Below are 22,669 nucleotides of genomic sequence, written 5' to 3' on the forward strand. Positions count from 1 at the left end.
CAATGGCCGCTTACGCAGGGGTCGACCTCGGCGCGACCAACGTCCGCGCCGTCGTCGGCGACGAGTCCGGTCGGGAACTGGGCTCGTCGGCCGGCGGGACGCCGCGTGGCCCCAACGGGATCGCCGTCACCGAGGCCGTTCTGGAGACGCTCCGGGACGCCTGTGAAGACGCCGACGTCGCGCCCGGTTCGATCGAGGCCGCCGGTATCGGTTCGATCGGTCCGCTCGACCTGGCCGGCGGCGCCGTCGACAACCCCGCGAACCTGCCCGACACCATCGACCGGATTCCGCTGACTGGCCCGGTCGGCGAACTCATCGACTCCGATCGGGTCTACCTCCACAACGACACCACCGCCGGCGTGATCGGCGAGCGCTACTTCAGCGACCGTAACCCCGACGACATGGTCTACCTGACCATCTCGTCGGGCATCGGCGCCGGCGTCTGCGTCGACGGCTGCATCCTCGGTGGCTGGGACGGCAACGTCGGCGAGGTCGGCCACATGACGATCGACCCCACCGGACTGATGACCTGTGGCTGCGGTGCCGAGGGCCACTGGGAGGCGTACTGCTCCGGGAACAACATCCCCCGCTACGCCACCGCGCTGCACCGCGAGGACCCCGTGCCCACGGAGCTCCCGGTCGACGACGGCGACTTCGGCGCGGCGGAGGTCTTCGCCGCCGCCAAGCGGGGCGACGACTTTGCCGAGTACGTCATCGAGCAGGTGGGACACCTCAACGCGATCGGCATCGCCAACATCGTCAACTCCTACGCCCCGCTGGTCATCTACGTCGGGGGCGCCGTGGCGCTGAACAATCCCGACGCGGTCCTCGAACCGATCCGCGAGGAGATCCCGCCGAACCTGATGGCGAACCTCCCCGACGTCAAGCTGACTCAGCTTGGCGACGACGTCGTCGTGATGGGCGCGCTCGCGTCGGCCATCACGGGCGGCACCGGCGAGCGATAGGGGACGCCGCCGACGACCGCAGTCGCTCCCGGCCGCCGGGGTCACTGCTGGAGGTCGTACAGCCGGCGGAACGCCGTCGGCGGGAACCGCAGCTCGACGCGGCTGGGCGGTCGACCGCGCCCGTCCCACTCCTCGGACTGGACGCGCTCGACGACCCCGATCTCGGCCATCTCGTAGAGGAAGCGCTTGACGGTCCCCGGCGACAGGTCGACGTCGGGGTCCGAGCTGACGGCCTCGGTCGTCGCGGTGACCGAGGCGCGGTCGTCGGCGTCGAGGTCGACGAGCTTGCGCAGGACGACCAGTCTGTTGTCCGGGAGCGCGAACACCCTGCCCAGCGAGACGCAGGGCTCGGGCACCTCCTCGATGGCCTCGGCGACGTCGTCGTCACCGAGCGCGCTCCGACCGGCGCGGTCGGCGCGGTCGGCCGCGACGAAGACGACCGCCAGCGCGTCGTGGGCGTTGCCGTCCGCCCACTCGGCGACGCGACGCGCCAGCGCGTGGTCGACCGCCCGCCGGGCGAGTCCCGCCGACATGCGCGCCATCAGGAGGTCGACCAGCGCCTGTCGGCGGTACGGGTCGACCTGGACGGCCGACGCCGTGTACCTGGTCAGCGCCACGTCGTCGGGATCGGCCCGCCCGACGGCGAGCCAGCTCACGTTGCTCGGCAGGCTCGCGAAGCGGTCGATCAGCTCGTCGGCCCCGGCGGTCCCGGGCCCGTCGACGTGATCGACGGCGACGACGGCTCCGGGTGACGCTCCCAGCACGTCGTGCAACCGGTCGCGGAGCTCGTCGGTGCTGATCCCGTGCTCGGGAACCGTCCCCTCGACGAGGGCGTCGAGGACCGCGTGGTAGAACTCGAACTCGCTCGCCGTCGACCGCCCGTCGACGTAGACGAACCGCGGGGCCGCCCGGGTCGCCGCGCGGGTGCTGGTGTGGATCACCGAGCCCCGGTCGCCGCACAGTCGTTCGAGCTCGGCGAACAGGGCCGTGACGACGGCGGACTTCCCGGCACCCGCGGGTCCGTACAGGTACGCGTTCGGCGGGAGCGACCCGTCGAACACCGGATCGAGGTGATCGAGGAGGCGCTCGAGGACGGGACCGCGGTCCGAGGGCTCGTCGACGTGGGCGACGGGCGACAGCGACTCGTAGTCCCGGATCAGGCGCGGCTGGCCGTCCCGGCGCTGGCGTCGCTTGATTCTCGCTTCGATGTCCATCCTTGTGTGGTCGGGTACCGGTAGTCTGGTGACGACGTACTAAATTCGGTCGCCTGCCGCCGGTGCGGGGTGGATCAGAGGTACCCCGCGTTCGGCAGGACGCCGATCGCCGCGAGGACCGCGACGACGAGCATGGCGACCGTGATGGCCATCGCCGGCGGGTCGACGTGAGTCCCCGAGTGCGCGTAGAAGACGCGCTGGGTCAGCTCGCCCAGGAGGCCGCTGACGGCCCCGAACGCGCCGGCCGCGAGCAGCGCGGCGACGCTGCCCGCGACGGGAGCGACGACGACCGCCCCGACCGACCCGATCAGCGTGATGTGGTGGGTCACCGGGATCTTCTCGACGCCGAGGTTCAGGAACAGCAGGCTCATCGCCGAGATGGCGTAGCCGAGGAAGACGCTGCCCGTCTGGATCCAGATGTAACCGCCGAGGATCCCGCCGACGAGGCCGACGGCCGCGACGCCCGGCCACTGATACTGGTGGGGGAGCCACGGCTCGGTCGCCAGCCGCTCGCGCTCGACCCCGCCGTCGGTGACGACGCGCGTCTCGCCGCGCTCGAAGGGGGACATGTCGAGCAGGCCGTCGCCCGCGGCGGTGCCGACGAGCGGGTAGCCGAAGGCGAGGCGAGCGAGGAAGGCGGTCGCCACGACCGACAGCGCGATGGTGTCCGTCGGCGTCCCGATCCCGGCGCCGACCTGGTTGATCAGCATGCCGACGGCGCCGAAGACCGCGCCGACCGCGAGGATGTCCGGCTTCGTGCCGAACGCGTACAGGATGTCCTTCCCGAAGTGGTAGTCCCAGCCGTCGGGCTCCATCTCGGGGTGCTTCTTTCCGGCGTAGGCAGAGGCGGCCACGCCGCCGGCGAAGGCGACGTGCGGGCCGGTGACCGCCCCGAAGCCGATGACGCCGGTCACGCCGACGGCCAGTTCGGCCCCGTCGAGCCCGCCGAGGGCGGCGACCTCGCGCTGGAGGATCGCGAGCCCCTCGCCGAGGAAGACCACGAAGCCCGTGAAGACGAACGCGGGGAGCGCGCCGAGCGCGGCGCCGAACGCGCCGCCGGCCAGCGCCGTGATCAGCAGCAGGACGAACTGCTCGACCTCCATCCCGACGAGCGGCACCTGGAGGAGGGCGGCGTCCATCCTACTCCTCCCGCGCCCAGTCCCTGGCCCGCTCGACGGCCTCGCCCCAGCGCTCGTACTTGGCGTCGACCTCGGCGGCGTCCCGCTGGGGTTCGAACTCGCGGTCGACCTGCCAGTTCTCCCGCAGTTCGTCCACGGAGTCCCAGTAGCCGACCGCGAGGCCGGCGGCGTAGGCCGACCCGAGCGCGGTCGTCTCGTCGACCTCGGGGCGCACGATCCTCGTCTGGAGGATGTCGGCCTGGAGCTGACAGAGGAAGTCGTTCTTGACAGCGCCGCCGTCGACCCGGAGCTCGGTGGTCTCGACGCCGGCGTCGGCCTCCATCGCCTCCGCGACGTCCCGGGTCTGGTAGGCGATGGACTCCAGCGTCGCCCGGACGATGTGTTCCTTCCGCGTGCCGCGGGTCATCCCGACGATGGTCCCGCGGGCGCGACCGTCCCAGTGGGGAGCGCCCAGCCCGGTGAACGCGGGGACGAGGTAGACGCCGTCGGTGGAGTCGACGCTGCGGGCCAGCTCGGCCGTCTGGGCCGCGTTGTTGATGAGGTCGACGTCCTCGAGCCACTCGACGGCGGCGCCGGTGATGAAGATGGAACCCTCCAGCGCGTACTGGACTGGTTCGCCCGAGCGCTGGAAGCCGATCGTCGTCAGCAGGCCGTGATCGGACTCGACGGCCTCCTCGCCGGTGTTGGTCAGGTAGAACGACCCCGTGCCGTAGGTGTTCTTGGCGTCGCCGCGGTCGAAGCAGGTCTGGCCGAACAGGGCGGCCTGCTGGTCGCCCAGCGCCCCCGCGACGGGGACCTCGGCGCCCAGGAAACCATCGGGGTCGGTCGTGCCGTAGTACTCCTCGTCGGAGGAGGGTCGGACCTCGGGGAGCATCGCTTCGGGGACGCCGAACTCCGCCAGTAGCTCCTCGTCCCACGCCATCTCGTGGATGTCGTACAGCATGGTCCGGGAGGCGTTAGTCACGTCGGTGACGTGGTTCCCGGTCAGGTTGTAGACGAGCCACGAGTCGATCGTCCCCATCAGGAGGTCGCCGGCCTCGGCGCGCTCGCGGACGTCCTCGCCCCGCGAGGCAGTCAGCTTGAGCGGCTCGGCGTTGTCGAGGAGCCACTCGACCTTCGTGGCCGAGAAGTACGCGTCCGCCTCCAGGCCGGTCTTCTCACGGATCCACGCGACCTTGTCCGCCTCCTGCAGTTGCTCGACGCGATCCGTGGTCCGGCGGTCCTGCCAGACCAGGGCGTTGTGGACCGGCTTGCCGGTGTCCGCGTCCCAGACCAGCGTCGTCTCGCGCTGGTTGGTGATCCCCACCGCCTCGAGTTGCTCGGCGTCGATACCCGCGCTCTCGAGGGCGTCGGTCACGACCGCCGTCGTGTTCTCCCAGATCTCGAGGGGATCGTGCTCGACCCATCCGGGCTCCGGGTAGATCTGTTCGTGTTTCTCGTACGCGTTCGCGACGACCTGGCCCCCGTGGTCGAAGACCATGAACCGGGTACCGGTCGTCCCCTGATCGATGGCGCCGACGTATGTGTCCGTCATGTGTGCTCCGTTGTGGTCGGACGGGTTATTTACTGCTGATAGCCGACCTAGCGTTAACAATACGGAGAATCATCATAAATGTTGCTGCCGGTACGGGCGGCCCGGAGGAGCGCGCCTCGATCGGGTGAGGGGGCTCGCCAGTGTCAGTTACAGTCATTTCACTTCCGGAAGACGTCCACAAACGTCCCAGACGGAGCAGCGTTCCGAGGACCGACGTACGATGCGAAGTCGCTCCTCCTCGTCTCCGCATACGGCTTCCTCGGGGCTGTCAGAAGCAAATTTACCATCGAACTGTACCCGTCGGTAAAATAAAGTAGCTGGCCGAGAAACGCTTCGGGCGATAGATGGCATCGACACCCCACGTCGCCGTCGTCGGCGGCGGGTCGACCGGGACGGGCATCGCCCGGGACCTCGCGATGCGCGGGCTGGACGTCACGCTCGTCGAGCAGGGGAACCTGACTCACGGGACGACCGGCCGGATGCACGGCCTGCTCCACAGCGGCGGCCGCTACGCCGTCTCGGACCGGTCCAGCGCCGAGGAGTGCATCGAGGAGAACCGCGTGCTCCGCGAGATCGCCGCCCACTGCGTCGAGGAGACGGGCGGCCTCTTCGTCAAGCGGCCCGAGGACCCCGAGGAGTACTTCGAGGAGAAACTGCGCGGCTGCGAGGCCTGTGGCATCCCCGCGGAGGTGCTCTCGGGCCGGGAGGCCCGCCGTCGCGAGCCCCACCTCGCCGCGGACGTCGAGAAGGCCATCGCCGTCCCGGACGGCGCGGTCGACCCCTTCAGGCTGGTCGTGGCCAACGCCGCGAGCGCCGGCCAGCACGGCGCCCGGATCGAGACTCACTCGAAGGTGACCGACCTGCTGGTCGAGGGCGGCGAGGTGGTCGGCGTCGAGGTCGAACACGGCGCGAAGAGCGGCGAGCGCGTCCACGGCGTCCAGTCCGGCCGAGAGCAGATCCGCGCCGACCACGTCGTCAACGCGACCGGGGCGTGGGCCGGTCGCGTCGCCGAGATGGCCGGCCTCGACGTCGCCGTGCGGCCCTCGAAGGGCGTCATGACGATCATGAACGTCCGGCAGGTCGACACGGTGATCAACCACTGCCGGCCGAAGGGCGACGCCGACATCGTCGTCCCCCACGAGACGACGGCCATCCTCGGGACCACCGACGAGGAGGTCTCTGATCCCGAGGACTACCCGGAAGAGCAGTGGGAGGTCGACCTGGTGATCGACGAGCTCTCGGAGCTGATCCCGATCCTCGCGGAGGCCCGGACGATCCGCTCGTTCTGGGGCGTCCGGCCGCTGTACGAGCCGCCGGACGTGGGCAGCGAGGACCCGACCGACATCACCCGCGACTACTTCCTGCTCTCCCACGCCGACCGCGACGGCGTCCCCGGGCTGACCTCTATCGTCGGCGGCAAGTTCACCACCTACCGCATGATGGCCGAGGAGATCGCCGACCACGTCTGCGACCGGTTCGGCGTCGACGCCGACTGCCGGACGGCCGACGTCCCGCTTCCCGGCAGCGAGGACGTCGACCTCCTCCGGGACTACATGGACGAGTTCGGCCTGCGATCGCCCATCGGCCGCCGCAGCGTCGAGCGCCTCGGCTCACGGGCCGACCGCGTGTTGCGGACGGACGAGCCCAACCCCGTCCTCTGTGACTGCGAGGGCGTCACCCGCGCGGAAGTCCGGGACGCGATCGACGACGTCGGCACCGACCTCAACGCCGTCCGGATCCGCACGCGCGCCTCGATGGGGAACTGCCAGGGCGGGTTCTGCTGTCACCGGCTGGCCGCGGAGCTCCACCCCGAGCACGGCGAACCCACGGTCCGTGACTCCTGGGACGACCTGCTACAGGAGCGCTGGAAGGGCCAGCGCCACGCCCTGTGGGGCCGGCAGCTCTCGCAGGCCATGCTCAACTACGCGCTGCACGCGACGACGCAGAACCGCGACCGCGATCCGGCCGCCGGCGGGCCGCCGCTCGACTACGACGCCTTCGACGACGGACCCGGGGCGACGGACGGACCGAGCGACGGCCGGTCGCCGACGGCGACCGACGGGGGCGACCATGGCGATTGAGTCCGACGTCCTCGTGATCGGCGGCGGCCTCGCGGGGCTCACGGCCGGCATCTCGGCCGCGCGCGAGGGCGCCCACGTGCGACTGATCACCCACAAGCAGAGCACGCTCAGGCAGGCCTCCGGGCTCGTCGACGTGCTCGGCTACGTCGACGGCGAGCCGGTGGCGGATCCCTTCGCGGCCGTTCCCGACCTCCCCGCGGACCACCCCTATCGGATCGTCGGCGAGTCCGGCGTCCGCGAGGGACTCGCGCTGTTCGACGACGTCACCGACTACCGCGGCGACCACACCGACCGGAACGCCCTGGTCCCGACCCACGGCGGGACGGTCAAACCGACGGCGCGGTACCCGGCGAGCGCGGCGGCCGGGCTGGCCTCGGACGACCGGGACGCCCTGCTCGTGGGCTTCGAGACGCTGGTCGACTTCGACGCCCCGCTGGCCGCCGACCACCTCGGAGCGGCCGGCGCGCCCTTCGCGGCCGACGGCGCAACCGTGCGCTTCCCCGGGGACCTCAGGCCGGACGCGAAGGTGACGCGCTACGCCCACCTGCTGGACGAGAATCGACCGGTCGACGTTGACGGCCGGCGGCTCCCCGCCTGCGAGGCCCTCGCCGAACGCGTCCGGCCGCACCTCGACGGCCACGAGCGGGTCGGGTTTCCGGCGGTCCTCGGCGACGACGACCCCGCCGCCGTCCGGGCCGCGCTGGCAGCGGAACTCGGTGCGGACGTGTTCGAGGTCCCCATGGGACCGCCGTCGTTGCCGGGCCTGCGCCTGGCTGACCGCCTGTACGACGCGCTCGACGAGGCGGGTGCGAGCCTCGAGACCGGCGTCCCCGTCGTCGACCACGAGGGCGGCGACCGAATCGAGCGCGTGCTCGTCGACCGCAAGGGCGCGACGGTTCCCTACGCGGCCGACCAGTACGTCCTCGCGACTGGCGGCCTCGTCGGCAAGGGCGTCGAGTCCGACCGCGGGGGCGTGCGCGAACCGGTGTTCGACTGCCGCGTTCCCCACCCCGCCGACCGGTACGACTGGTTCGAGGACGGCGTCTTCGGCGACCACGCGTTCGCCCGCTTCGGCGTCGATCCGGACGGCGAACTGCGGCCGACCGACGAGCGCGGCGACCCCGAGTTCGAGAACGTGCGCGCCGCCGGGAGCGTGCTCGGCGGCTACGACTTCCCGGCCGAGAAGTCCGGTGCCGGCGTGTCGCTGGCGACGGGCCGCTCGGCCGGCGTACTGGCGACGGAGGCACTATGACTGGCGAGGACACACAGGATTCGAGTGACGGAGGCGCACAGGACGGCGCGGACGACCCCGACGTCGAGACCGACGGCGGCGCGGTCGGTCCCGGCGACGGGCGAGACGACGCCGGGTTCGCGCCCGCGGAACCGACCGCCGGCGAGGACTTCGAACCCGTCCAGGTGTTCCCGGACGAGGAGACGATGGACCTCCGGCCCGGGGCGGACGACTGCTACAAGTGCTCGACCTGCGACGTCAACTGCCCGGTCGCCGAGGTGGACGACGACTTCCCCGGCCCGAAGTTCCAGGGACCGGAGCAGTGGCGCCTCAAGCAGAACGAGGAGGACTACGACGTCGACGAGTCGATCACCTCCTGTTCGAATTGCATGCGCTGCGACGACGCCTGCCCGTCGGGCGTCCCGCTCTCCCAGATGCACAACGAGGCCCGCGGCGAGTTCGTCCGCGAGGAGATGTCGCTCCTCTCCCCGAAGTACTGGCGTAACCGGATCCTCGCCAACTACCGCGTCTCGGCGCAGGTCGCCAGCGTGGTCCCGCGGCTGGCCAACGCCGCGATGAACTTCGGGCCGGCGCGCTGGGTCATGGAGAAGACGCTGGGCGTCACCAGCGAGCGCGAGTTCCCCGAGTTCGCCGAGCAGACGTTCCGCGAGTGGTGGACCGCCCGCGGCGGCGCGGCGGCGTCCCGACAGAACGCCCGCGAGGCCCGGCAGCGTCGGGGCGACCCGGTCGACGCCGACAGACGGGTGGCCTACTTCCACGGCTGCTACGCCAACTACAACACGCCCGAGGTGGCGAAGGCGCTGGTCCGCGTCTACGAGCACTTCGGCTACGAACTCGTCGTCCCGGAGCAGCGCTGCTCGGGGACGCCGATGTTCGCCAACGGGATGCTATCGGACGCCCGTCGGGACGCCGAAGTGAACGTCTCCTCGCTGGCCGACCTCGTCGATCGTGGCTACGACGCGGTCTGCTCCTGTACCTCCTGCTCGATGGCCATCCGCCAGGAGTACCCGGAGCTGTTCGACTTCGAGGGCACCGGCGAGGTGGCCGGTAGCACCTTCGAGGCGCTGGAGTACCTCCGGATCAACGAGGACCTGCGGGGCGAACTCGCCGACGCGAGCGTCGACGGGTTCGACGACCTGGCCTACCACGCGCCCTGCCACGCCCGCAACCAGGGGCTCTCCCGACAGGCCGTCGAGCTGTTCCGCGAGCTCGACGGGGTGGCCGTCGAGGACGTCGGCGACTCCTGCTCCGGCATCTCGGGCACCTACGGCTGGAAGGCCGAGAAGTACGACGTCTCCATGGAAATCGGCGAGGAGATGTTCGAACACATGGAAGACGCCCCGGGCGAGACCGGCCTCACCGAGTGCCCGACCTGTTCGATGCAGATGGAACACGGCACCGGCTACGAGATTCGCCACCCGCTAGAAGTAATCGAGGAAGCGCTCGTCGACGACCGCGTCGGCGTCTGAGCGCCGTTCGTTGTCGCCGCGGACGACCCGTGCGGCTCGTCGCCGCGATCCCGTCCTCAGTCGCCGCGGACGAACGTGACAGGCGCGGGCGACTCCAGCATGACCTCCTGGGCCGTCGAGCCGAAGACGGCCTTCCCGGTCGGCGAGCGCTTGCGGCCGCCGACGATCACCAGGTCGGCGGACTCATCCTCCGCCATGGAGACGATCTGCTCGCCATGGTTCCCGACCCGTCCGGTGATCCGGTAGTCGATGGCCGCCTCGTCGAGGCTGGCGGCGATGTCGCGGACCGTCGAGTGCCGCCGCGCGACCTCGTCGGGCGTGGCCTCCGACGAATTAGCGAAGTCCAGCCGTCCGACCGCGCTGTCGAACTCCTCGTCGGTGAACACGTGGACGAGGACGATCGTGGCCCCGGCCGGCCCGGCGATGTCGACGGCCGCCTCGGTCATCGCGTCGATCCTGTCTCTGTCTCCCGGCCCGAGGGCCAGCAAGACGGTGTCTAGTGCCATATGTTGACGTTTCCGCGGCGGTACAAATGTGTTCGGGGCGCGACAGGACATGGGGCGTGAAATCTACGACAGCTGCGGTGAAATGAATCTGCGAAGCGGTCGGTCGAGCGACGCTCCCGGCCGCGGCGGCGCCGGGATCACCCGGTGTTCTTCATCCCGGCGGCGACGCCCTGCACCGTCAGCCGGAGGGTGCGCCGCTCGGTCTCGGTGAGGTGGGACTGGTCGAGCAGGCTGACCTGCAGGAGGTTCAGCGGGTCGACGTAGGGGTTGCGGCGCTCGAGGTTCTCCTCGAGCCAGTCGCGGCGCAGCAGGCTGTCCCGGCCCGTGATCTCCTTGACGAGGTCGACCGTCTCCTCGTACTCCTCGCGGACGCGCGGGAAGATGCGCTCGCGCAGGTCCTCGTCGGCGAGGTCGGCGTACTTCTCGGCGATCTCCATGTCGGTCCGGGCCAGCGCGAGCGACGCGTTGTCCAGCTTGGTCCGGAAGAACGGCCACTCCTCGTACATCTCCTGTAGCGTCTCGACGTCGCCGCCGTCGTCGAGGTACGCCTGGATGCCCGTGGCGATGGAGTACCAGCCGGGGACGATACAGCGGGCCTGCGTCCACGAGAACACCCACGGGATGGCCCGCAGATCGTCGACGGAGCGATCCTCGCTGCGCGAGGCCGGCCGCGAGCCCATGTTGAGGTTCTCGATGACCGTGATCGGCGTCGCCTGCTCGAAGTACTCCACGAAGCCGTCGGTCTCCAGCAGGTCCACGTACTCCTCGCGGGCGGCCTCGGAGGCCGTCTCCATGGCCGCCTCCCACTCCTCGGGAATCTCCTCGACAGGCTCCTGCATCGCCTCGTAGCGGGCCCGCATCTGGGCGTCGAGCATCTGCTCTAAGTTCCGCTCGGCAATCGACGGGTTGGCGTACTTCTCGGCGATGGTCTCGCCCTGCTCGGTGAACTTGATCTGCCCGGAGACGGTCTCGTTGGGCAGCGCCAGCATGGCGTCGTTCATCGGGCCGCCGCCCCGGGAGATGGAGCCGCCGCGGCCGTGGAACAGGCGCATCTCCACGTCGAAGTCGTCGGTGATGCTGGCGAGGCGCTTCTGGTTGCGGTAGAGGCTCCAGTTCGCCGCCAGGAAGCCGTTCTCCTTGTTGGAGTCGGAGTAGCCCAGCATGATCTCCTGGACGCCGTCGCGGGCCTCGAGCGCCTGCGAGTAGGCCTCGTTCTCGAAGAGGGTGCCCATGATGCGGCGGGCGCCGTCGAGCGCGTACTTCGACTCCAGCAGCGGGACGATGTCGAACCCGCAGTAGCCCGGCAGGTCGACGATTCCGGCCTGGTCGCCGAGGAAGAGCACTTCCAGCGCGTGCGACGGCTCCTCACACCAGGAGATGGCGTACGTGTCGATGGCGTTGACGCCGAACTCCTTCTGCCACTCGGCGGCCCTGCGGAACCGGCGGATGACCCGCTCGGCGTCGTCGGAGAGCTCTTCGGTGGCCTCCATGTCGATGACCTGATCGTCCTGGAGGATGGCGTCGGTCAGCAGTTCGACGCGGCCGTCCTCGTCGCGGTCCTTGTAGTCGATGCCCTCGCGTTCGAGCGCCTCGTCGATGGCGTCGGTGTGCATCGCGCGGTGGTCGCGCAGGTCGAGGCTGGCGAGGTTGAAGCCGAACGTGTCGACCTTGCGCACCAGCGGGTCGACGTGTGCCTCGGCGATGACCCCGGCGCCGTTCGCCCGGAGGTCGTCGGCCAGGATGCGGAGGTCCGCGAGGAACTCGTCCTCGTCGTCGTAGCCGCCGGAGCGGACGTCACCGACGCGCAGCACCGACTCGCGCATGAGCTTGAGCTTCTGGCGGTAGGGCTCGTCGGGGTAGCGCTCCTCGGCCTCGTCGGCCACGCCGGGGAGGTCGTCCTTGTGCTCCGCGAGCCGTTCGTCGAAGGCCTCGCCCGTCTCGATGTTGCTGGCGTCCTGGCTCAGGATGCCGGACATCTCCTTGAGCCGGTCGCGGTACATCGGCAGGACGACCTCGCGCTGGCGCTCCAGCGTCTCCTCGGTCACTTCGGGCGTGACGAAGGGGTTGCCGTCGCGGTCGGAGCCGGCCCACGAACGGAACTCGTAGAGCTTCGGGACCTCGACGTCCTCGTCGAACTCCGCCTCGACGGCCCGCTCCAGCTCGTCGTACACGTCGTCGATGACGTCGAAGAGGACGTTCTCGAGGTACCACTGGACGTTCAGCGCCTCGTCGGTCACCTCGGGCCGGCGGTCCCGGACCTGCGGGGTCTGCCAGAGGCTAGTGACCTCCGCCTCGAGGTCCCGCTCGACGTGCTCCTCTTCGCGGTCGGTGAGGCGGACCTCGTCCAGCGTCTCGAGGTCGTGGGCGACGTTCCGGAGCTTGGCCTTCACCGTCTTCCGGCGGGCCTCGGTCGGGTGCGCCGTGAACGTCGGCTGGATGAGGACGTCCTCAAGCACCGCCTGGATCGTCCGGGCGTCGGCGCCCGCCTCGGAGAGCTTCCGGACGGCGTCCGCGACGCTGTCCTCCAGCGTGCCCTCCTGGGTCCCCTCCCGGATCTCGCGGACCCGCTCGCGCTCCTCGGCGAGGTTGATCAGCTCGAAGTACGTCGTGAACGCCCGGGCCACGATGTCCTGCATCTCGGGGTCCAGACGCGCTATCGTCTGCTCGACGTCCTCCCGGGAGTCGGCGTCCCCGCGGCGATACTCGACCGACGACGTCCGGATCTGTTCAACTATGTCGAACGCTTCGGTCGAGCACTGCGCCTCGACGATGTCGCCGACCAGTTCTCCGAGCTCTCGTACGTCTTGATTGATCTCCCTGGCGTGCAAAGTCATTACATACCCCTCCCGAGTGGAGGGGTAAAACTTTAGCGAAACCGAGACTTAATGTCGAGAATCCGCTACGTTTTCTACACGTACTTTCCGACGAGATTTTCCGCCACAGTCCGTCGACCGGCCGTCTACCCAATAGTTATATGAATGACGGTTCGTGGTAGGGAGACGCCTGTTCGGTATCGTTGAATGTCTGCCGGAGCGCTATCGTCCGCGACCGGCCCCGGTTCGCTACGCCGGTTAGAGGTAGGCCGCGTCCCACTGGTCTGCGAGGTGCTTGTTCCCGCACTCCTCGCACTCGAGGCGTCCCAGCGAGTCGGACCCGATCTCGACGCTCCCGCAGTTCGAACAGAAGTAGCCGTAGGCGTCCTCGTCCGCCGGGTCCTCGTACGTCCGGAAGAAGGGACCGTCCGTCCCCGGCACGTCGTCGTCGGCGTCGACGGTCCGCTCTCGGCCGTCCACCGTCACCGTGTCGGGGACGTCGACGGGTTCGTCGTCGGCGACGGGGGCCGCTGGGTCCGGGTGCCTGTAGACGTACGCGTGGAAGGACTCCTCGGCGAACTCGATCTCGACCTTCTCGCCGCGCTCGTAGCCGAACTGCTCGCAGAACTGGTCGCCCTCGGGGTCCTCAGCGAGGACGGTGCCGATCAGCGCGCTGTCGCCCTCGGCCGCGACGTCGCGGGCGTCCTCGACGAGCGCGGTGCCGGCGCCCTGTCCGCGGTGGCCCGGTTCGACGTGGAGCCACCGGAGGATCGCGTGGTCGCCGACCTCGACGTCGGCGAACCCGAGCACCTCGCCCTCCTCTTCGGCGACGCGTATCCGGTTCGCGTCGCCCTCGACCCGCTCGCGGACTGCGTCCTCGGAGAGCACCGCGGCCACGATCGTCTCGATCTGGTCCGGGGACAGCGAGTAGGAAGTCTGGAAGGACTGCTCGGCGATCCGCCTGATCCGCCCGGAGTCGTCCGCCTCGGCCGCTCTGACGTCCATGCCGCCACGTCGCCGCCGCGGCGATTAACTGTGCTTGCGACCTCGTTGCCGGGTCCCCTCGCTCGACTGCAGACTGGTGCCCCTTGGTTGCGAGAAACCGGCGACCTCGCCGAATCCCGGGCGGCGGCGTCGAGCGCCCACCACTTTCATCTACAGTGTCAGGTTGAAGGTGGACGAATCACATGAACTACATATGCACTTCACCAGCAACGACGGGGTCCGTGCGAGTTCACGCGGCTGGGCCCGTCGAGAGCGGCCCGACGGGGTTCGACTCCGCTACGAGACGGCGGGTCCAGACGACGCCACGGCGGTGGCGTTCGTCGAGGGACTCGGCTACGGCACCTGGATGTGGGGCTGGCAGCGCCCCGCGCTCGCCGAGTCGTATCGGACAGTGGTCTGGGACAACCGCGGCACCGGCGAGTCGGACGAACCGGAGGGGCCGTACACGACGGAGGAGATGGCCGGCGACATGGCGGCGGTCCTCGACGACGCCGGGGTGGACCGCGCGCACCTCGTCGGCGCGAGCCTCGGCGGGATGATCGCCCTCCAGTACGCGCTGGACTACGACGGCGCCGCGTCGCTCTCGCTGCTGTGTACCTCGGCCGGCGGCGACGAGGCCGTCCCGATGCCGGACGACGCGCGGGCACGCGTGTTCGACGTCCCCCGTGGCCTCGACCGGGTGGAGTCGATCCGGTACAGGATGCGGCCGGCGTTTACGGACGACTTCTGGGACGCGAACCCCGAAGTGATCGACCGCATCGTCGACCGGCGCCTGGAGACGGATCCCTCCGATCGGGCCTACGAGTGGCAGGCCGCGGCGGCGACGTCGTTCGACGCGACCGACCGCCTCGACGAGGTCGACGTCCCCGCGCTCGTCCTCCACGGCACCGACGACCGCGTCGTGCCCGTCGAGAACGGCCGGCTGCTGGCCGACGGGCTCCCCGACGCTCGCCTGGAGACCGTCGCCGGCGGCTCCCACCTGTTCTTCGTCGAGCGGAATGAACTCGTGAACGAACGGCTGCTGTCCTTCCTCGACGATGTCTGAGCACGGTCCCCAGCGCTGGGTCGGGAACTGGAGCGGCCGGCGAGCGGCGCTGACCCCCGACTGGGTCGGCCTGGTCGACGCCGCGACCGGCGCGGAGTACACCTACGCCGACCTCGACCGTCGGGCGAACCGGACCGCCCGGCTGCTGGCCGAGTACGGGGTGACGGCCCCAGACGCTCGTGAGGAGCGCGCGGCAGCGGACCACGAACCCGGGAGCGTGACCGTGCTCGCACGGAACCGTCCGGAGTACGTCGACCTCTTCTTCGCCACGGGGAAGACCGGCGGCGTCCTCGCGCCGCTGTCCTACCGGCTCGCGCCGCCCGAACTCGCCGCCCTGCTGGACGACGTTGACCCGTCGTTGCTCGTGGTCGAGGAGCCGTTCGCCGACGGGGTCGTCGAGGCGCTCGAACTGGCCGACGTCGATCCACCCGCGCTGACGCTGACGACGAACGGCGTCGCGACGTGGGAGCCCTACGGGGACGCCCTCCCGGAGGCGGACGCCGCCTACGACGGTCCGGACCTCGCGCCGGGCGACCCCCACCTCCTGTTGCACACCGGCGGGTCAACGGGCACGCCGAAGGAGACGGAGATCTGCCACGAGGCGGTCGTCTGGAACTCGCTGAACACCATCACGGCGTGGGGGCTACGGCCGGACGACGTCACGCCGATGGTGTTCCCGATGTTCCACACTGGCGGGTGGAACGTGCTGACGCTCCCCGTCTTCCACATGGGCGGGACCGTCGTGATCGACCGGGCGTTCGAGCCCGGCGCGGTGCTCCGGCTGATCGAGGAGCGGTCGGCCACCGTCCTCGTGGCGGTGCCGACCGTCCTGCGGGCGATGACCGAGCACGACCGCTGGGCGGAGACCGACCTCTCCTCGCTGCGCCTCGCAAAGTCCGGTGGCGGTCCCTGCCGCGAGGCCGTCATGCGGGCCTGGTGGGACCGCGGCGTCGACCTCTCGCAGGGCTACGGGCTCACGGAGTGCGGCCCCAACAACTTCGCCATGCCGGAGGGGTGGGACCGCGAGAAGGCCGACACCGTCGGCGTCCCCGCGATGCACGTCGACGCCCGCGTCGTCGACGACGAGGGCGGGGAGCTCGATCCGGGCGCGGTGGGCGAACTCGAGCTGCGCTCGCCCCACTCGGCGACGTGCTACCGGGGGCGCGACGAGGAAACGGCGGCGACGTTCGGCGACGAGGCCGCCGGCGGCGACGGCCCCCGCACCGGCGGCGCGTGGCTCTCGACGGGCGACCTGGCGCGCATCGACGACGACGGGTACGTTAGCGTCGAGGGTCGCAAGTCCGACATGTTCGTCAGCGGCGGCGAGAACGTCTACCCCGCCGAGGTCGAGGACGCCGTCGCAGCCCACCCCGGCGTCGGCGAGGTTGTCGTGGTCCCCGTCGACGACGAGCAGTGGGGTCAGGTCGGAACGGCCGTCGTCGAGCCAGTGGCGGACCCCGACGCGGAGCCCCCGAGCGCCGACGACCTGGCCGAGTTCCTCGACGACCGGCTGGCCGGGTACAAGCGCCCGCGTCGCGTCGCGGTCGTGGACGAACTCCCGAAGAGCGGGCCGGCCAAGGTCGACCGCGAGGCCGTCGAGCGCGAGTTCGGCGGTTGACCGCTCCCCGCCGTCTGGCGGCGGGGCAGCGGGGCTCGCTGGCGATCTCGATTCCTACATGGACGTCCATCGCAGTCCGCCCACACTTATGCCATACCCGTCCGAGCGCTCGCACATGGATCTGGAAGGCCACTTCGACGACTTCGAGCGCCGCGACTGGGAGGAGGACGCCGAGGGCACCGTCCGCTTCGCGATGGTCGGGCTGGGCTGGTGGACCCGGGAGTACGCCGTGCCCGCGACCAACGAGTCGGACATCTGCGAGACGACGGTAGTCGTCAGCAGCTCCACGGAGAAGGCCGAGGACTTCGCCGCGGAGGTCGACACCGTCGAGGCCGCGCTGACCTACGACGAGTTCCAAGACGGCGAGGCCGCGGAGCACTACGACGCCGTCTACGTCGCCACGCCGAACGCGCTGCACCTGCCCTACGTCGAGGCGGCCGCCGAGTCCGGCAAGGACGTGCTCCTGGAGAAGCCCATGGAGGCGTCTTCGGAGCGCGCCGAGCAGATCGTCGAGGCCGTCGACGCCGCCGACGACGTCACGCTGATGGTGGCCTACCGGATGCACACCGACCCGGCCGTCCGCCGGATGCGCGAACTCGTCGAGTCGGGCTTCATCGGCGAGCCTGCCCACGTCCACGGGCACATGGGCCAGCCCCTGCTGGAGATGATCCCCGATCCCGACCAGTGGCGCCTCGACCCCGACCTGGCCGGGCCGGGCGCGTCCGTCACCGACCTGGGCATCTACCCGATCAACACGACGCGGTTCGTGCTTGACAGCGCCCCCCAGTCCGTCCAGGCGGCCACCTACTCCGGTGCCGAGGGCTTCGAGGACGTCCCCGATGAGCGGGCCGCGTTCACGATCACCTACGAGGGCAACGTACTGGCGTCGATGACCGCCAGCCAGAACGTCCACAAGAACGGCTTCCTCCGGATCACCGGCACCGAGGGGGAACTCCTGCTGGAGCCCGCCTTCCTCGGGCCCTCTGACCTGACCGTCTCCCGCGGCGACGTCGAAGCGGACCTGACCCTCCCCGAGTGGGGCGAGAAGCAGCAGATGAACGAGGAGTTCGAGTACTTTGCCAACCACCTGCTCACCGACCGCCAGCCGCCGGGCGACGCCGAGCACGGCCTCGTCGACATGCGCGCCATCGAGGCCGTCTTCGAGTCCGCCGAGCGCGGCGAGCGGATCGACCTCTGACACGGACCTCCAGCAGTCCGTACGAGCGACGACAGGGATTATCCGTCCGGCCCGCGCAGGGACCCACATGGCCCTCCGCACGCTGACGAAGTATGCCCTGCTCGGACTCGCCCTGCTCGTGGCCGTCAGCGCCGTGCTCTCGGTCGTCGGGATGGTCCTGAGCGCCGTCTGGATGGCCCTGGTCGGCGTCGCGGCCCTCGTCGGCATGGCCGTCCTCGGCTACGTCGGGTACCGGGTCGCCAGGTGGGCGTTGAGCGACGGCGGACCAGCGACCGAGACCGTTCCGGGCACCGACCTCGGTCGCGCCACGACCACCGAGACGTCCGACGACCCCGTCGACAGGCTCCAGCAGCAGTACGCCGAGGGCAAGCTGACCGAGGCGGAGTTCGAGCGCAAACTGGAGCGAGCGATGGACGACCGCGAACCCGATCCGATCGACCGGGAACTGGAACGGGAGCGGCGGTAAGCGGCGGAACGGCCCGCTGTATTCTCGGAGGCGCGGCGAACGCAGAAAACTTCGAGAGGCGGCCAGCGGACGGCTTTAGGTCTCACTCGGAAGAATCCGCACCGTCGCCGATACAACGGCTCCGCGTGCCGATTATTCCTCGTCGAACACCGGAAGACTCGCTCCGCTCGTCTTCCGAGCACGACGAAGCTACGCTTCGTCGAACGAGTCGAATTGAAGATTCGCCGGTTCGATCCGGCTTACGCCGGATCGAACAGCGTCTCGCCGTCGACCATGTGCTCCTCGACGGCGTCGAGGTCGAGCGTGACGCCGAGGCCGGGCTCCTCGGGGATCTCGATGTAGCCGTCCTCGATGACCGTCTCCTCGACCAGGTCGCTCCACCAGCCGAGTTCGTAGCTGTGGTACTCGACGGCGAGGGAGTTGGGGATGGCGGCGCCGACGTGGGCGCTGGCCATCGTCGCGACGGGCGAGGAGACGTTGTGCATCGCGACGGGGACGTAGTACTGGTTGGCGACGTCGGCGATCTTGCGGGTCTCGCGCATGCCGCCCACCTTGGGCATGTCCGGCGCGATGATGTCGACGGCCTGCTCCTCGATCAGGCGGCGCTCCTCGGTGACGCGGTAGCGGTTTTCGCCGACGGTGATCGGTGTGGTCGTCGAGTCGGTGACCTCCTTCTGGACCTCGAGGTTCTCCGGCGGGACGGGGTCCTCGAGCCACCAGACGTCGTAGTCCTCGACGGCCTCGGCCAAGCGCTGGGCGGAGCCGCCGGAGAAAGTCCAGTGGCAGTCGAAGGCGACGTCGGCCTCGTCCTTGACCTCCTCGGTGACCTTCTCGACGATCTCGGCCTTGTGGCGGATCTCGCCGGGCCGGAGGTGACGGTTGGCGCGGTCCTTCTCCAGGCCGGAGGGGACGTCGAGGTCGAACTTCAGGGCGTCGTAGCCCAGTTCGTCGACGACGCGGCGGGCCTCGTCGGCGCAGGCCTCGGGGTCGGCCTCCTCCTCGGTGTGGCAGTCGCAGTACACGCGCATGTGATCGCGGTACTTGCCGCCCAGCAGCTGGTAGGCGGGTACTTCGAGGATCTTGCCGGCGAGGTCGTGCAGCGCGACCTCGATGCCGGCGATGGCGGTGACCGTGACGCCCTCGACGCTGCCCTCGCCGGACATCTTCTGGATCAGGTGCTCGTAGAGGCGGTCGATGTCCAGCGGGTTCTCGCCGATGACGAACGGCTTCATCCGCTCGATGAGTTCCGGCACCCCGGCCCCCCAGTAGGCCTCGCCCGTGCCCACGACGCCGGCGTCGGTGTAGACGCGGACGAGCGTCCACGGGAAGTTCCCGTCGACCATGGTGGTCTGGACGTCGGTGATCTCGACGTCGCGGCCGCCGCCGCGCTCGATATCGACGCCCATGGTGTCAGAGGACAGCTCTCGCATCGTGTACTCCGCGTTGGGATCGTGAAGATCGGCGTAGTTGATGTCGTTCCCCATGTGGGACCGTTCCGGCCCCCGGTTCAAAAGCGGTTCTGTCCCGGCTCGGCCGTCCGAGGTCCGGCGGTCCCGGGAGCCACCGTCGATCGCCCGTCTCACGGACGGTTTCATTTCTGATAAATTCCGGGGCGGCTTTATGAGCGGTCCGGCGAAACGCCCGGCAGAGAATTCCCATCGATGACCCCCGAGAACCCCCACAGACGGAGTCTGGCCGCGGGAATCGCCGCCCAGGTCGCCCACGGCTGTTACCAGGCTCTGGTCGCGGCCGCCGCGCCGGCCGGACTGCACGCTCCGCTGTCCCTGGTCGGCCTCGCCGGGGCGCTGGTCGCGGGCGCGTACTCGTTGTTCTCCCTCGACAGGCGCTTCGAGGCACTGGTGGCCGAGCGCGACCGGTACCGGGCGGAGCGGGACGAGGCCCGGAGCCGCCGGGACGAGCTGGCCGCGGAACTCGAATCGGTCCGCGGCGACCCGTCGGCGGCCCGCGAGCAGTCGATGCCGCAGGAGCCCGTCGCGACGACCGACGGCGGCGTCGCGACCGCGGACCCGCCGACGACCGACGAACTGCAGGAGTACCTCCGGGAGTACGGCACCGTCCTCGAAGCGGCCGCCGACGGTCAGCTGGGCCGGCGGATGGACGAGGACGCGCCGGACCCGGCGCTGGCCGACCTCGCCGCGGCGTTCAACGAGATGGCGGGCGCTTTCCAGCAGACCGTCGACGCCGCCGACGAGTTCTCCGGGGACGTCGCCGACTCCAGCGAGCAGGTCGCCGGCGCCACGCAGGCGGTCACAGAGGCCAGCGAGAGCGTCGCCGGGACCATCCAGGAGATCGCCGACGTCTTCGCCGAACAGCACGAGCAGATCTCCCGGATCAGCGACGAGATGTCGGAGATGTCCGCCACGGTCGAGGAGATCGCCGCCTCGGCCGACCAGGTCTCGAAGCGGGCCGACAGGACCGAGGAGCGGACCGAGGAGGGGATCGAGGCCGGCCGCGAGGCCAGTGAGGCGATGGCCGAGACGGCCGACCGGACCGGGGAGGTCGTGGCGACCGACGAGGACCTTACCGAGCGGATGGACGAGGTCGGCGAGATCGTCGACCTGATCGACGACATCGCGGAGCAGACCAACATCCTCGCGCTGAACGCCTCGATCGAGGCCGCCCACGCTTCGTCGGGGGCCGAGAACAACGGCTTCGGCGTCGTCGCCGACGAGGTGAAGTCGCTGGCCGAGGAGACCAAGGAGGCCACCGACCAGATCGAGGACCGCATCGGTGCGATCCAGGAGCGGACCGACGAGGCCGCCGCCGAGATCTGCGAGATGCGCGACTCCGTCGAGCACGGCCGGGAGACCGTCGGGGAGGCCCTTGCGGCCCTGGAGTCGATCGCGGAGCACGTCGAGGACACGGCCCGCGGCGTCGAGGAGATCAGCGAGGCGACCGACGATCAGGCCGCCTCCTCGGAGGAGGTCGCCTCCATCGCCGAGCAGGTCGTCGAGACGTCGCGCGAGAACGTCGACGAGGCCGAACACGTCGCGGCCGTCGCCGAGGAACAGAACCTCGCACTCGGCGAGATGGACGTCGAGGCCCGGACCCTCTCGATGCGGGCCGAACAGCTCTCCGCGCTGTTCGACGAGTACGACGCCGGCGGGGAGTACAGTAGAAATTAAACGCACTGACACACTCGATGGGTGCCCGGGGTCCCCTTCGATGTGTAAATAGCTTCAATTTCTACGACAGCCTCTGTCCTGTACGACGTCGGTTCGCCGGCGAACAGGACCGCCTCCCTCATTTTTATACAACAGGTATAGGTAGTCCCACGCATGGACGTAGGTGTCCTCACCGTTCCGCTCGGCGACCAGCCCATCGACGAAGCGCTCGCGTACCTCGACGACATCGGCGTCGACGCCGTGGAACTGGGGTGTGGCGGCTTCGTCGGCGACGACCACCTGCCGCGCGACGAGTACCTCGACGACGAGGACGCGCAAGCGGACCTCCTCGAGACCGTCGAGGAGCACGACATGTGGATCAGCGCGATCGCGACGCACAACAACCCGATCCACCCCGACGAGGAGCGGGCGCAAGAGGCCGACACCGAACTGCGCGAGGCCATCGAACTGGCCGGCCAGCTCGGCGTCGACGCGGTCACCTGCTTCTCGGGCCTGCCCGCCGGCAGCGAGGCCGGCGAGGTCCCCAACTGGATCACCGCTCCGTGGCCCAACGAGCACAGCGAGGCTCTGGAGTACCAGTGGGAAGAGGTCGCGATCCCCTACTGGTCGGAGATCGCCGAGCACGCCGAGGAGCACGGCGTTGACGTCGCCATCGAGATGCACCCCAACATGCTCGTCTACGAGCCCCGCAGCATGCTGCGGCTCCGCGAGGCCACCAACGAGCGCATCGGAGCCAACTTCGACCCCTCACACCTCTACTGGCAGGGCATCGACGTCACCGACGCGATCCGCCTGCTCGGCGAGGAGGACGCCATCCACCACTTCCACGCCAAGGACACCAAGGTGTACGACGCCAACGCCCGCGAGAAGGGCGTCCTCGACACGGCGCCGTACACCGACGAGCCGAACCGCTCGTGGCTGTTCCGCTCCATCGGCTACGGCCACGACGAGGGCCACTGGAAGGACGTCGTCTCGACGCTGCGGATGGTCGACTACGACGGCGCGCTGTCCATCGAGCACGAGGACTCGCTGACCTCCTCGAACGAGGGCCTGGAGAAGGCCGTCGACGTGCTCTCCCGGGCCGTCTTCGAGACCACGCCCGGCGAAGCCTACTGGGCGTAACCCGTCCGTCGGACGCAGTCCGAATTGACAGCACCGCACGCCAACCACACCGCTTACCACCATACACGATACTCCACTACACATGACACTCGACGT

General features: G+C 69.8%; 17 protein-coding genes. 10 read left to right on the forward strand and 7 right to left on the reverse strand.

The features are described from left to right. The first annotated feature begins 2 nt into the window (after positions 1 to 2). On the forward strand, positions 3 to 965 hold the full coding sequence (locus LCY71_RS16145) for an ROK family protein (protein ID WP_225334170.1): 963 nt from the start codon (positions 3 to 5) through the stop codon (positions 963 to 965). Positions 966 to 1,006: 41 nt separating this feature from the next. On the opposite strand, the gene LCY71_RS16150 is transcribed toward LCY71_RS16145, so the two are convergent. The 3 genes from LCY71_RS16150 to glpK all read right to left on the reverse strand — a co-directional run bounded on the left by LCY71_RS16150 (position 1,007) and on the right by glpK (position 4,852). Beyond that, positions 1,007 to 2,179 carry a Cdc6/Cdc18 family protein gene (locus LCY71_RS16150; RefSeq protein ID WP_225334171.1) on the reverse strand — a complete coding sequence of 391 codons (1,173 nt, stop codon included), beginning with the start codon at positions 2,177 to 2,179 and terminating at the stop codon, positions 1,007 to 1,009. Positions 2,180 to 2,253: 74 nt separating this feature from the next. Beyond that, a complete protein-coding gene (locus LCY71_RS16155) occupies positions 2,254 to 3,318 on the reverse strand; it encodes a DUF7973 family transport facilitator (RefSeq protein WP_225334172.1) in 1,065 nt (354 codons plus the stop codon). A gap of 1 nt (position 3,319) precedes the next feature. Beyond that, positions 3,320 to 4,852, reverse strand: coding sequence for a glycerol kinase GlpK (gene glpK, locus LCY71_RS16160; RefSeq protein ID WP_225334173.1), 1,533 nt, complete (start codon positions 4,850 to 4,852; stop codon positions 3,320 to 3,322). A gap of 344 nt (positions 4,853 to 5,196) precedes the next feature. On the opposite strand from glpK, the gene glpA reads away from it, so the two are divergent. From glpA to LCY71_RS16175, 3 genes are read left to right on the forward strand one after another with little or no spacing between them, the layout of a single operon-like run. Beyond that, positions 5,197 to 6,933 carry an anaerobic glycerol-3-phosphate dehydrogenase subunit GlpA gene (gene glpA, locus LCY71_RS16165; RefSeq protein WP_225334174.1) on the forward strand — a complete coding sequence of 579 codons (1,737 nt, stop codon included), beginning with the start codon at positions 5,197 to 5,199 and terminating at the stop codon, positions 6,931 to 6,933. Then, complete coding sequence (gene glpB / locus LCY71_RS16170; RefSeq protein WP_225334175.1) at positions 6,923 to 8,185, forward strand: glycerol-3-phosphate dehydrogenase subunit GlpB; 1,263 nt, start codon at positions 6,923 to 6,925, stop codon at positions 8,183 to 8,185. The genes glpA and glpB overlap by 11 nt, the downstream gene beginning before the upstream one ends. Then, positions 8,182 to 9,654, forward strand: a complete 1,473-nt coding sequence (locus tag LCY71_RS16175; RefSeq protein ID WP_225334176.1) for an anaerobic glycerol-3-phosphate dehydrogenase subunit C — start codon at positions 8,182 to 8,184, stop codon at positions 9,652 to 9,654. The genes glpB and LCY71_RS16175 overlap by 4 nt, the downstream gene beginning before the upstream one ends. A 56-nt stretch (positions 9,655 to 9,710) precedes the next feature. Here the strand turns inward: LCY71_RS16175 and LCY71_RS16180 are convergent, their stop codons facing one another. The 3 genes from LCY71_RS16180 to LCY71_RS16190 all read right to left on the reverse strand — a co-directional run bounded on the left by LCY71_RS16180 (position 9,711) and on the right by LCY71_RS16190 (position 13,978). Continuing rightward, positions 9,711 to 10,160: a universal stress protein gene (locus LCY71_RS16180; RefSeq protein WP_225334177.1), complete on the reverse strand. Its 450-nt coding sequence runs from the start codon at positions 10,158 to 10,160 to the stop codon at positions 9,711 to 9,713. Between the two features lie 137 nt (positions 10,161 to 10,297). Beyond that, positions 10,298 to 12,994 carry a phosphoenolpyruvate carboxylase gene (ppc, locus tag LCY71_RS16185; protein WP_225334178.1) on the reverse strand — a complete coding sequence of 899 codons (2,697 nt, stop codon included), beginning with the start codon at positions 12,992 to 12,994 and terminating at the stop codon, positions 10,298 to 10,300. A gap of 237 nt (positions 12,995 to 13,231) precedes the next feature. Further along, positions 13,232 to 13,978 carry a GNAT family N-acetyltransferase gene (locus LCY71_RS16190; RefSeq protein WP_225334179.1) on the reverse strand — a complete coding sequence of 249 codons (747 nt, stop codon included), beginning with the start codon at positions 13,976 to 13,978 and terminating at the stop codon, positions 13,232 to 13,234. Positions 13,979 to 14,171: 193 nt separating this feature from the next. Here LCY71_RS16190 and LCY71_RS16195 point away from each other — a divergent pair, with 193 nt between their 5' ends. The 4 genes from LCY71_RS16195 to LCY71_RS16210 all read left to right on the forward strand — a co-directional run bounded on the left by LCY71_RS16195 (position 14,172) and on the right by LCY71_RS16210 (position 18,305). Beyond that, entirely contained in the window at positions 14,172 to 15,023 is an 852-nt protein-coding gene (locus tag LCY71_RS16195) for an alpha/beta fold hydrolase (protein ID WP_225334180.1), read from the forward strand. Then, positions 15,016 to 16,641: an AMP-binding protein gene (locus tag LCY71_RS16200; protein ID WP_225334181.1), complete on the forward strand. Its 1,626-nt coding sequence runs from the start codon at positions 15,016 to 15,018 to the stop codon at positions 16,639 to 16,641. Before LCY71_RS16195 ends, LCY71_RS16200 begins: the two co-directional genes overlap by 8 nt. 115 nt (positions 16,642 to 16,756) lie before the next feature. After that, positions 16,757 to 17,839, forward strand: a complete 1,083-nt coding sequence (gene gfo6, locus LCY71_RS16205) for a D-xylose 1-dehydrogenase Gfo6 (protein WP_225334182.1) — start codon at positions 16,757 to 16,759, stop codon at positions 17,837 to 17,839. Between the two features lie 67 nt (positions 17,840 to 17,906). After that, positions 17,907 to 18,305 carry an SHOCT domain-containing protein gene (locus tag LCY71_RS16210; RefSeq protein WP_225334183.1) on the forward strand — a complete coding sequence of 133 codons (399 nt, stop codon included), beginning with the start codon at positions 17,907 to 17,909 and terminating at the stop codon, positions 18,303 to 18,305. 239 nt (positions 18,306 to 18,544) lie between these two features. Here LCY71_RS16210 and LCY71_RS16215 read toward each other — a convergent pair whose 3' ends face one another. Then, positions 18,545 to 19,789, reverse strand: a complete 1,245-nt coding sequence (locus LCY71_RS16215) for a mandelate racemase/muconate lactonizing enzyme family protein (protein WP_225334184.1) — start codon at positions 19,787 to 19,789, stop codon at positions 18,545 to 18,547. A 177-nt stretch (positions 19,790 to 19,966) separates the two neighbouring features. Between LCY71_RS16215 and LCY71_RS16220 the strand changes: the two genes are divergently transcribed. Next, positions 19,967 to 21,451: a methyl-accepting chemotaxis protein gene (locus tag LCY71_RS16220; protein ID WP_225334185.1), complete on the forward strand. Its 1,485-nt coding sequence runs from the start codon at positions 19,967 to 19,969 to the stop codon at positions 21,449 to 21,451. A gap of 153 nt (positions 21,452 to 21,604) precedes the next feature. Continuing rightward, positions 21,605 to 22,573, forward strand: a complete 969-nt coding sequence (locus LCY71_RS16225; RefSeq protein WP_225334186.1) for a sugar phosphate isomerase/epimerase family protein — start codon at positions 21,605 to 21,607, stop codon at positions 22,571 to 22,573. Positions 22,574 to 22,669 lie beyond the last annotated feature (96 nt).

The sequence above is a fragment of the Halomicrobium urmianum genome (assembly GCF_020217425.1).
GTDB classification, from domain to species: Archaea; Halobacteriota; Halobacteria; order Halobacteriales; family Haloarculaceae; genus Halomicrobium; species Halomicrobium urmianum.

Bases quoted from the DNA above. Each gene is read 5' to 3' on its own strand.
- LCY71_RS16145 (WP_225334170.1), top strand. From the start codon at position 3: ATGGCCGCTTACGCAGGGGTCGACCTCGGCGCGACCAACGTCCGCGCC.
- LCY71_RS16150 (WP_225334171.1), bottom strand. From the start codon at position 2,179: ATGGACATCGAAGCGAGAATCAAGCGACGCCAGCGCCGGGACGGCCAG.
- LCY71_RS16155 (WP_225334172.1), bottom strand. From the start codon at position 3,318: ATGGACGCCGCCCTCCTCCAGGTGCCGCTCGTCGGGATGGAGGTCGAG.
- glpK (WP_225334173.1), bottom strand. From the start codon at position 4,852: ATGACGGACACATACGTCGGCGCCATCGATCAGGGGACGACCGGTACC.
- glpA (WP_225334174.1), top strand. From the start codon at position 5,197: ATGGCATCGACACCCCACGTCGCCGTCGTCGGCGGCGGGTCGACCGGG.
- glpB (WP_225334175.1), top strand. From the start codon at position 6,923: ATGGCGATTGAGTCCGACGTCCTCGTGATCGGCGGCGGCCTCGCGGGG.
- LCY71_RS16175 (WP_225334176.1), top strand. From the start codon at position 8,182: ATGACTGGCGAGGACACACAGGATTCGAGTGACGGAGGCGCACAGGAC.
- LCY71_RS16180 (WP_225334177.1), bottom strand. From the start codon at position 10,160: ATGGCACTAGACACCGTCTTGCTGGCCCTCGGGCCGGGAGACAGAGAC.
- ppc (WP_225334178.1), bottom strand. From the start codon at position 12,994: ATGACTTTGCACGCCAGGGAGATCAATCAAGACGTACGAGAGCTCGGA.
- LCY71_RS16190 (WP_225334179.1), bottom strand. From the start codon at position 13,978: ATGGACGTCAGAGCGGCCGAGGCGGACGACTCCGGGCGGATCAGGCGG.
- LCY71_RS16195 (WP_225334180.1), top strand. From the start codon at position 14,172: ATGCACTTCACCAGCAACGACGGGGTCCGTGCGAGTTCACGCGGCTGG.
- LCY71_RS16200 (WP_225334181.1), top strand. From the start codon at position 15,016: ATGTCTGAGCACGGTCCCCAGCGCTGGGTCGGGAACTGGAGCGGCCGG.
- gfo6 (WP_225334182.1), top strand. From the start codon at position 16,757: ATGGATCTGGAAGGCCACTTCGACGACTTCGAGCGCCGCGACTGGGAG.
- LCY71_RS16210 (WP_225334183.1), top strand. From the start codon at position 17,907: ATGGCCCTCCGCACGCTGACGAAGTATGCCCTGCTCGGACTCGCCCTG.
- LCY71_RS16215 (WP_225334184.1), bottom strand. From the start codon at position 19,789: ATGGGGAACGACATCAACTACGCCGATCTTCACGATCCCAACGCGGAG.
- LCY71_RS16220 (WP_225334185.1), top strand. From the start codon at position 19,967: ATGACCCCCGAGAACCCCCACAGACGGAGTCTGGCCGCGGGAATCGCC.
- LCY71_RS16225 (WP_225334186.1), top strand. From the start codon at position 21,605: ATGGACGTAGGTGTCCTCACCGTTCCGCTCGGCGACCAGCCCATCGAC.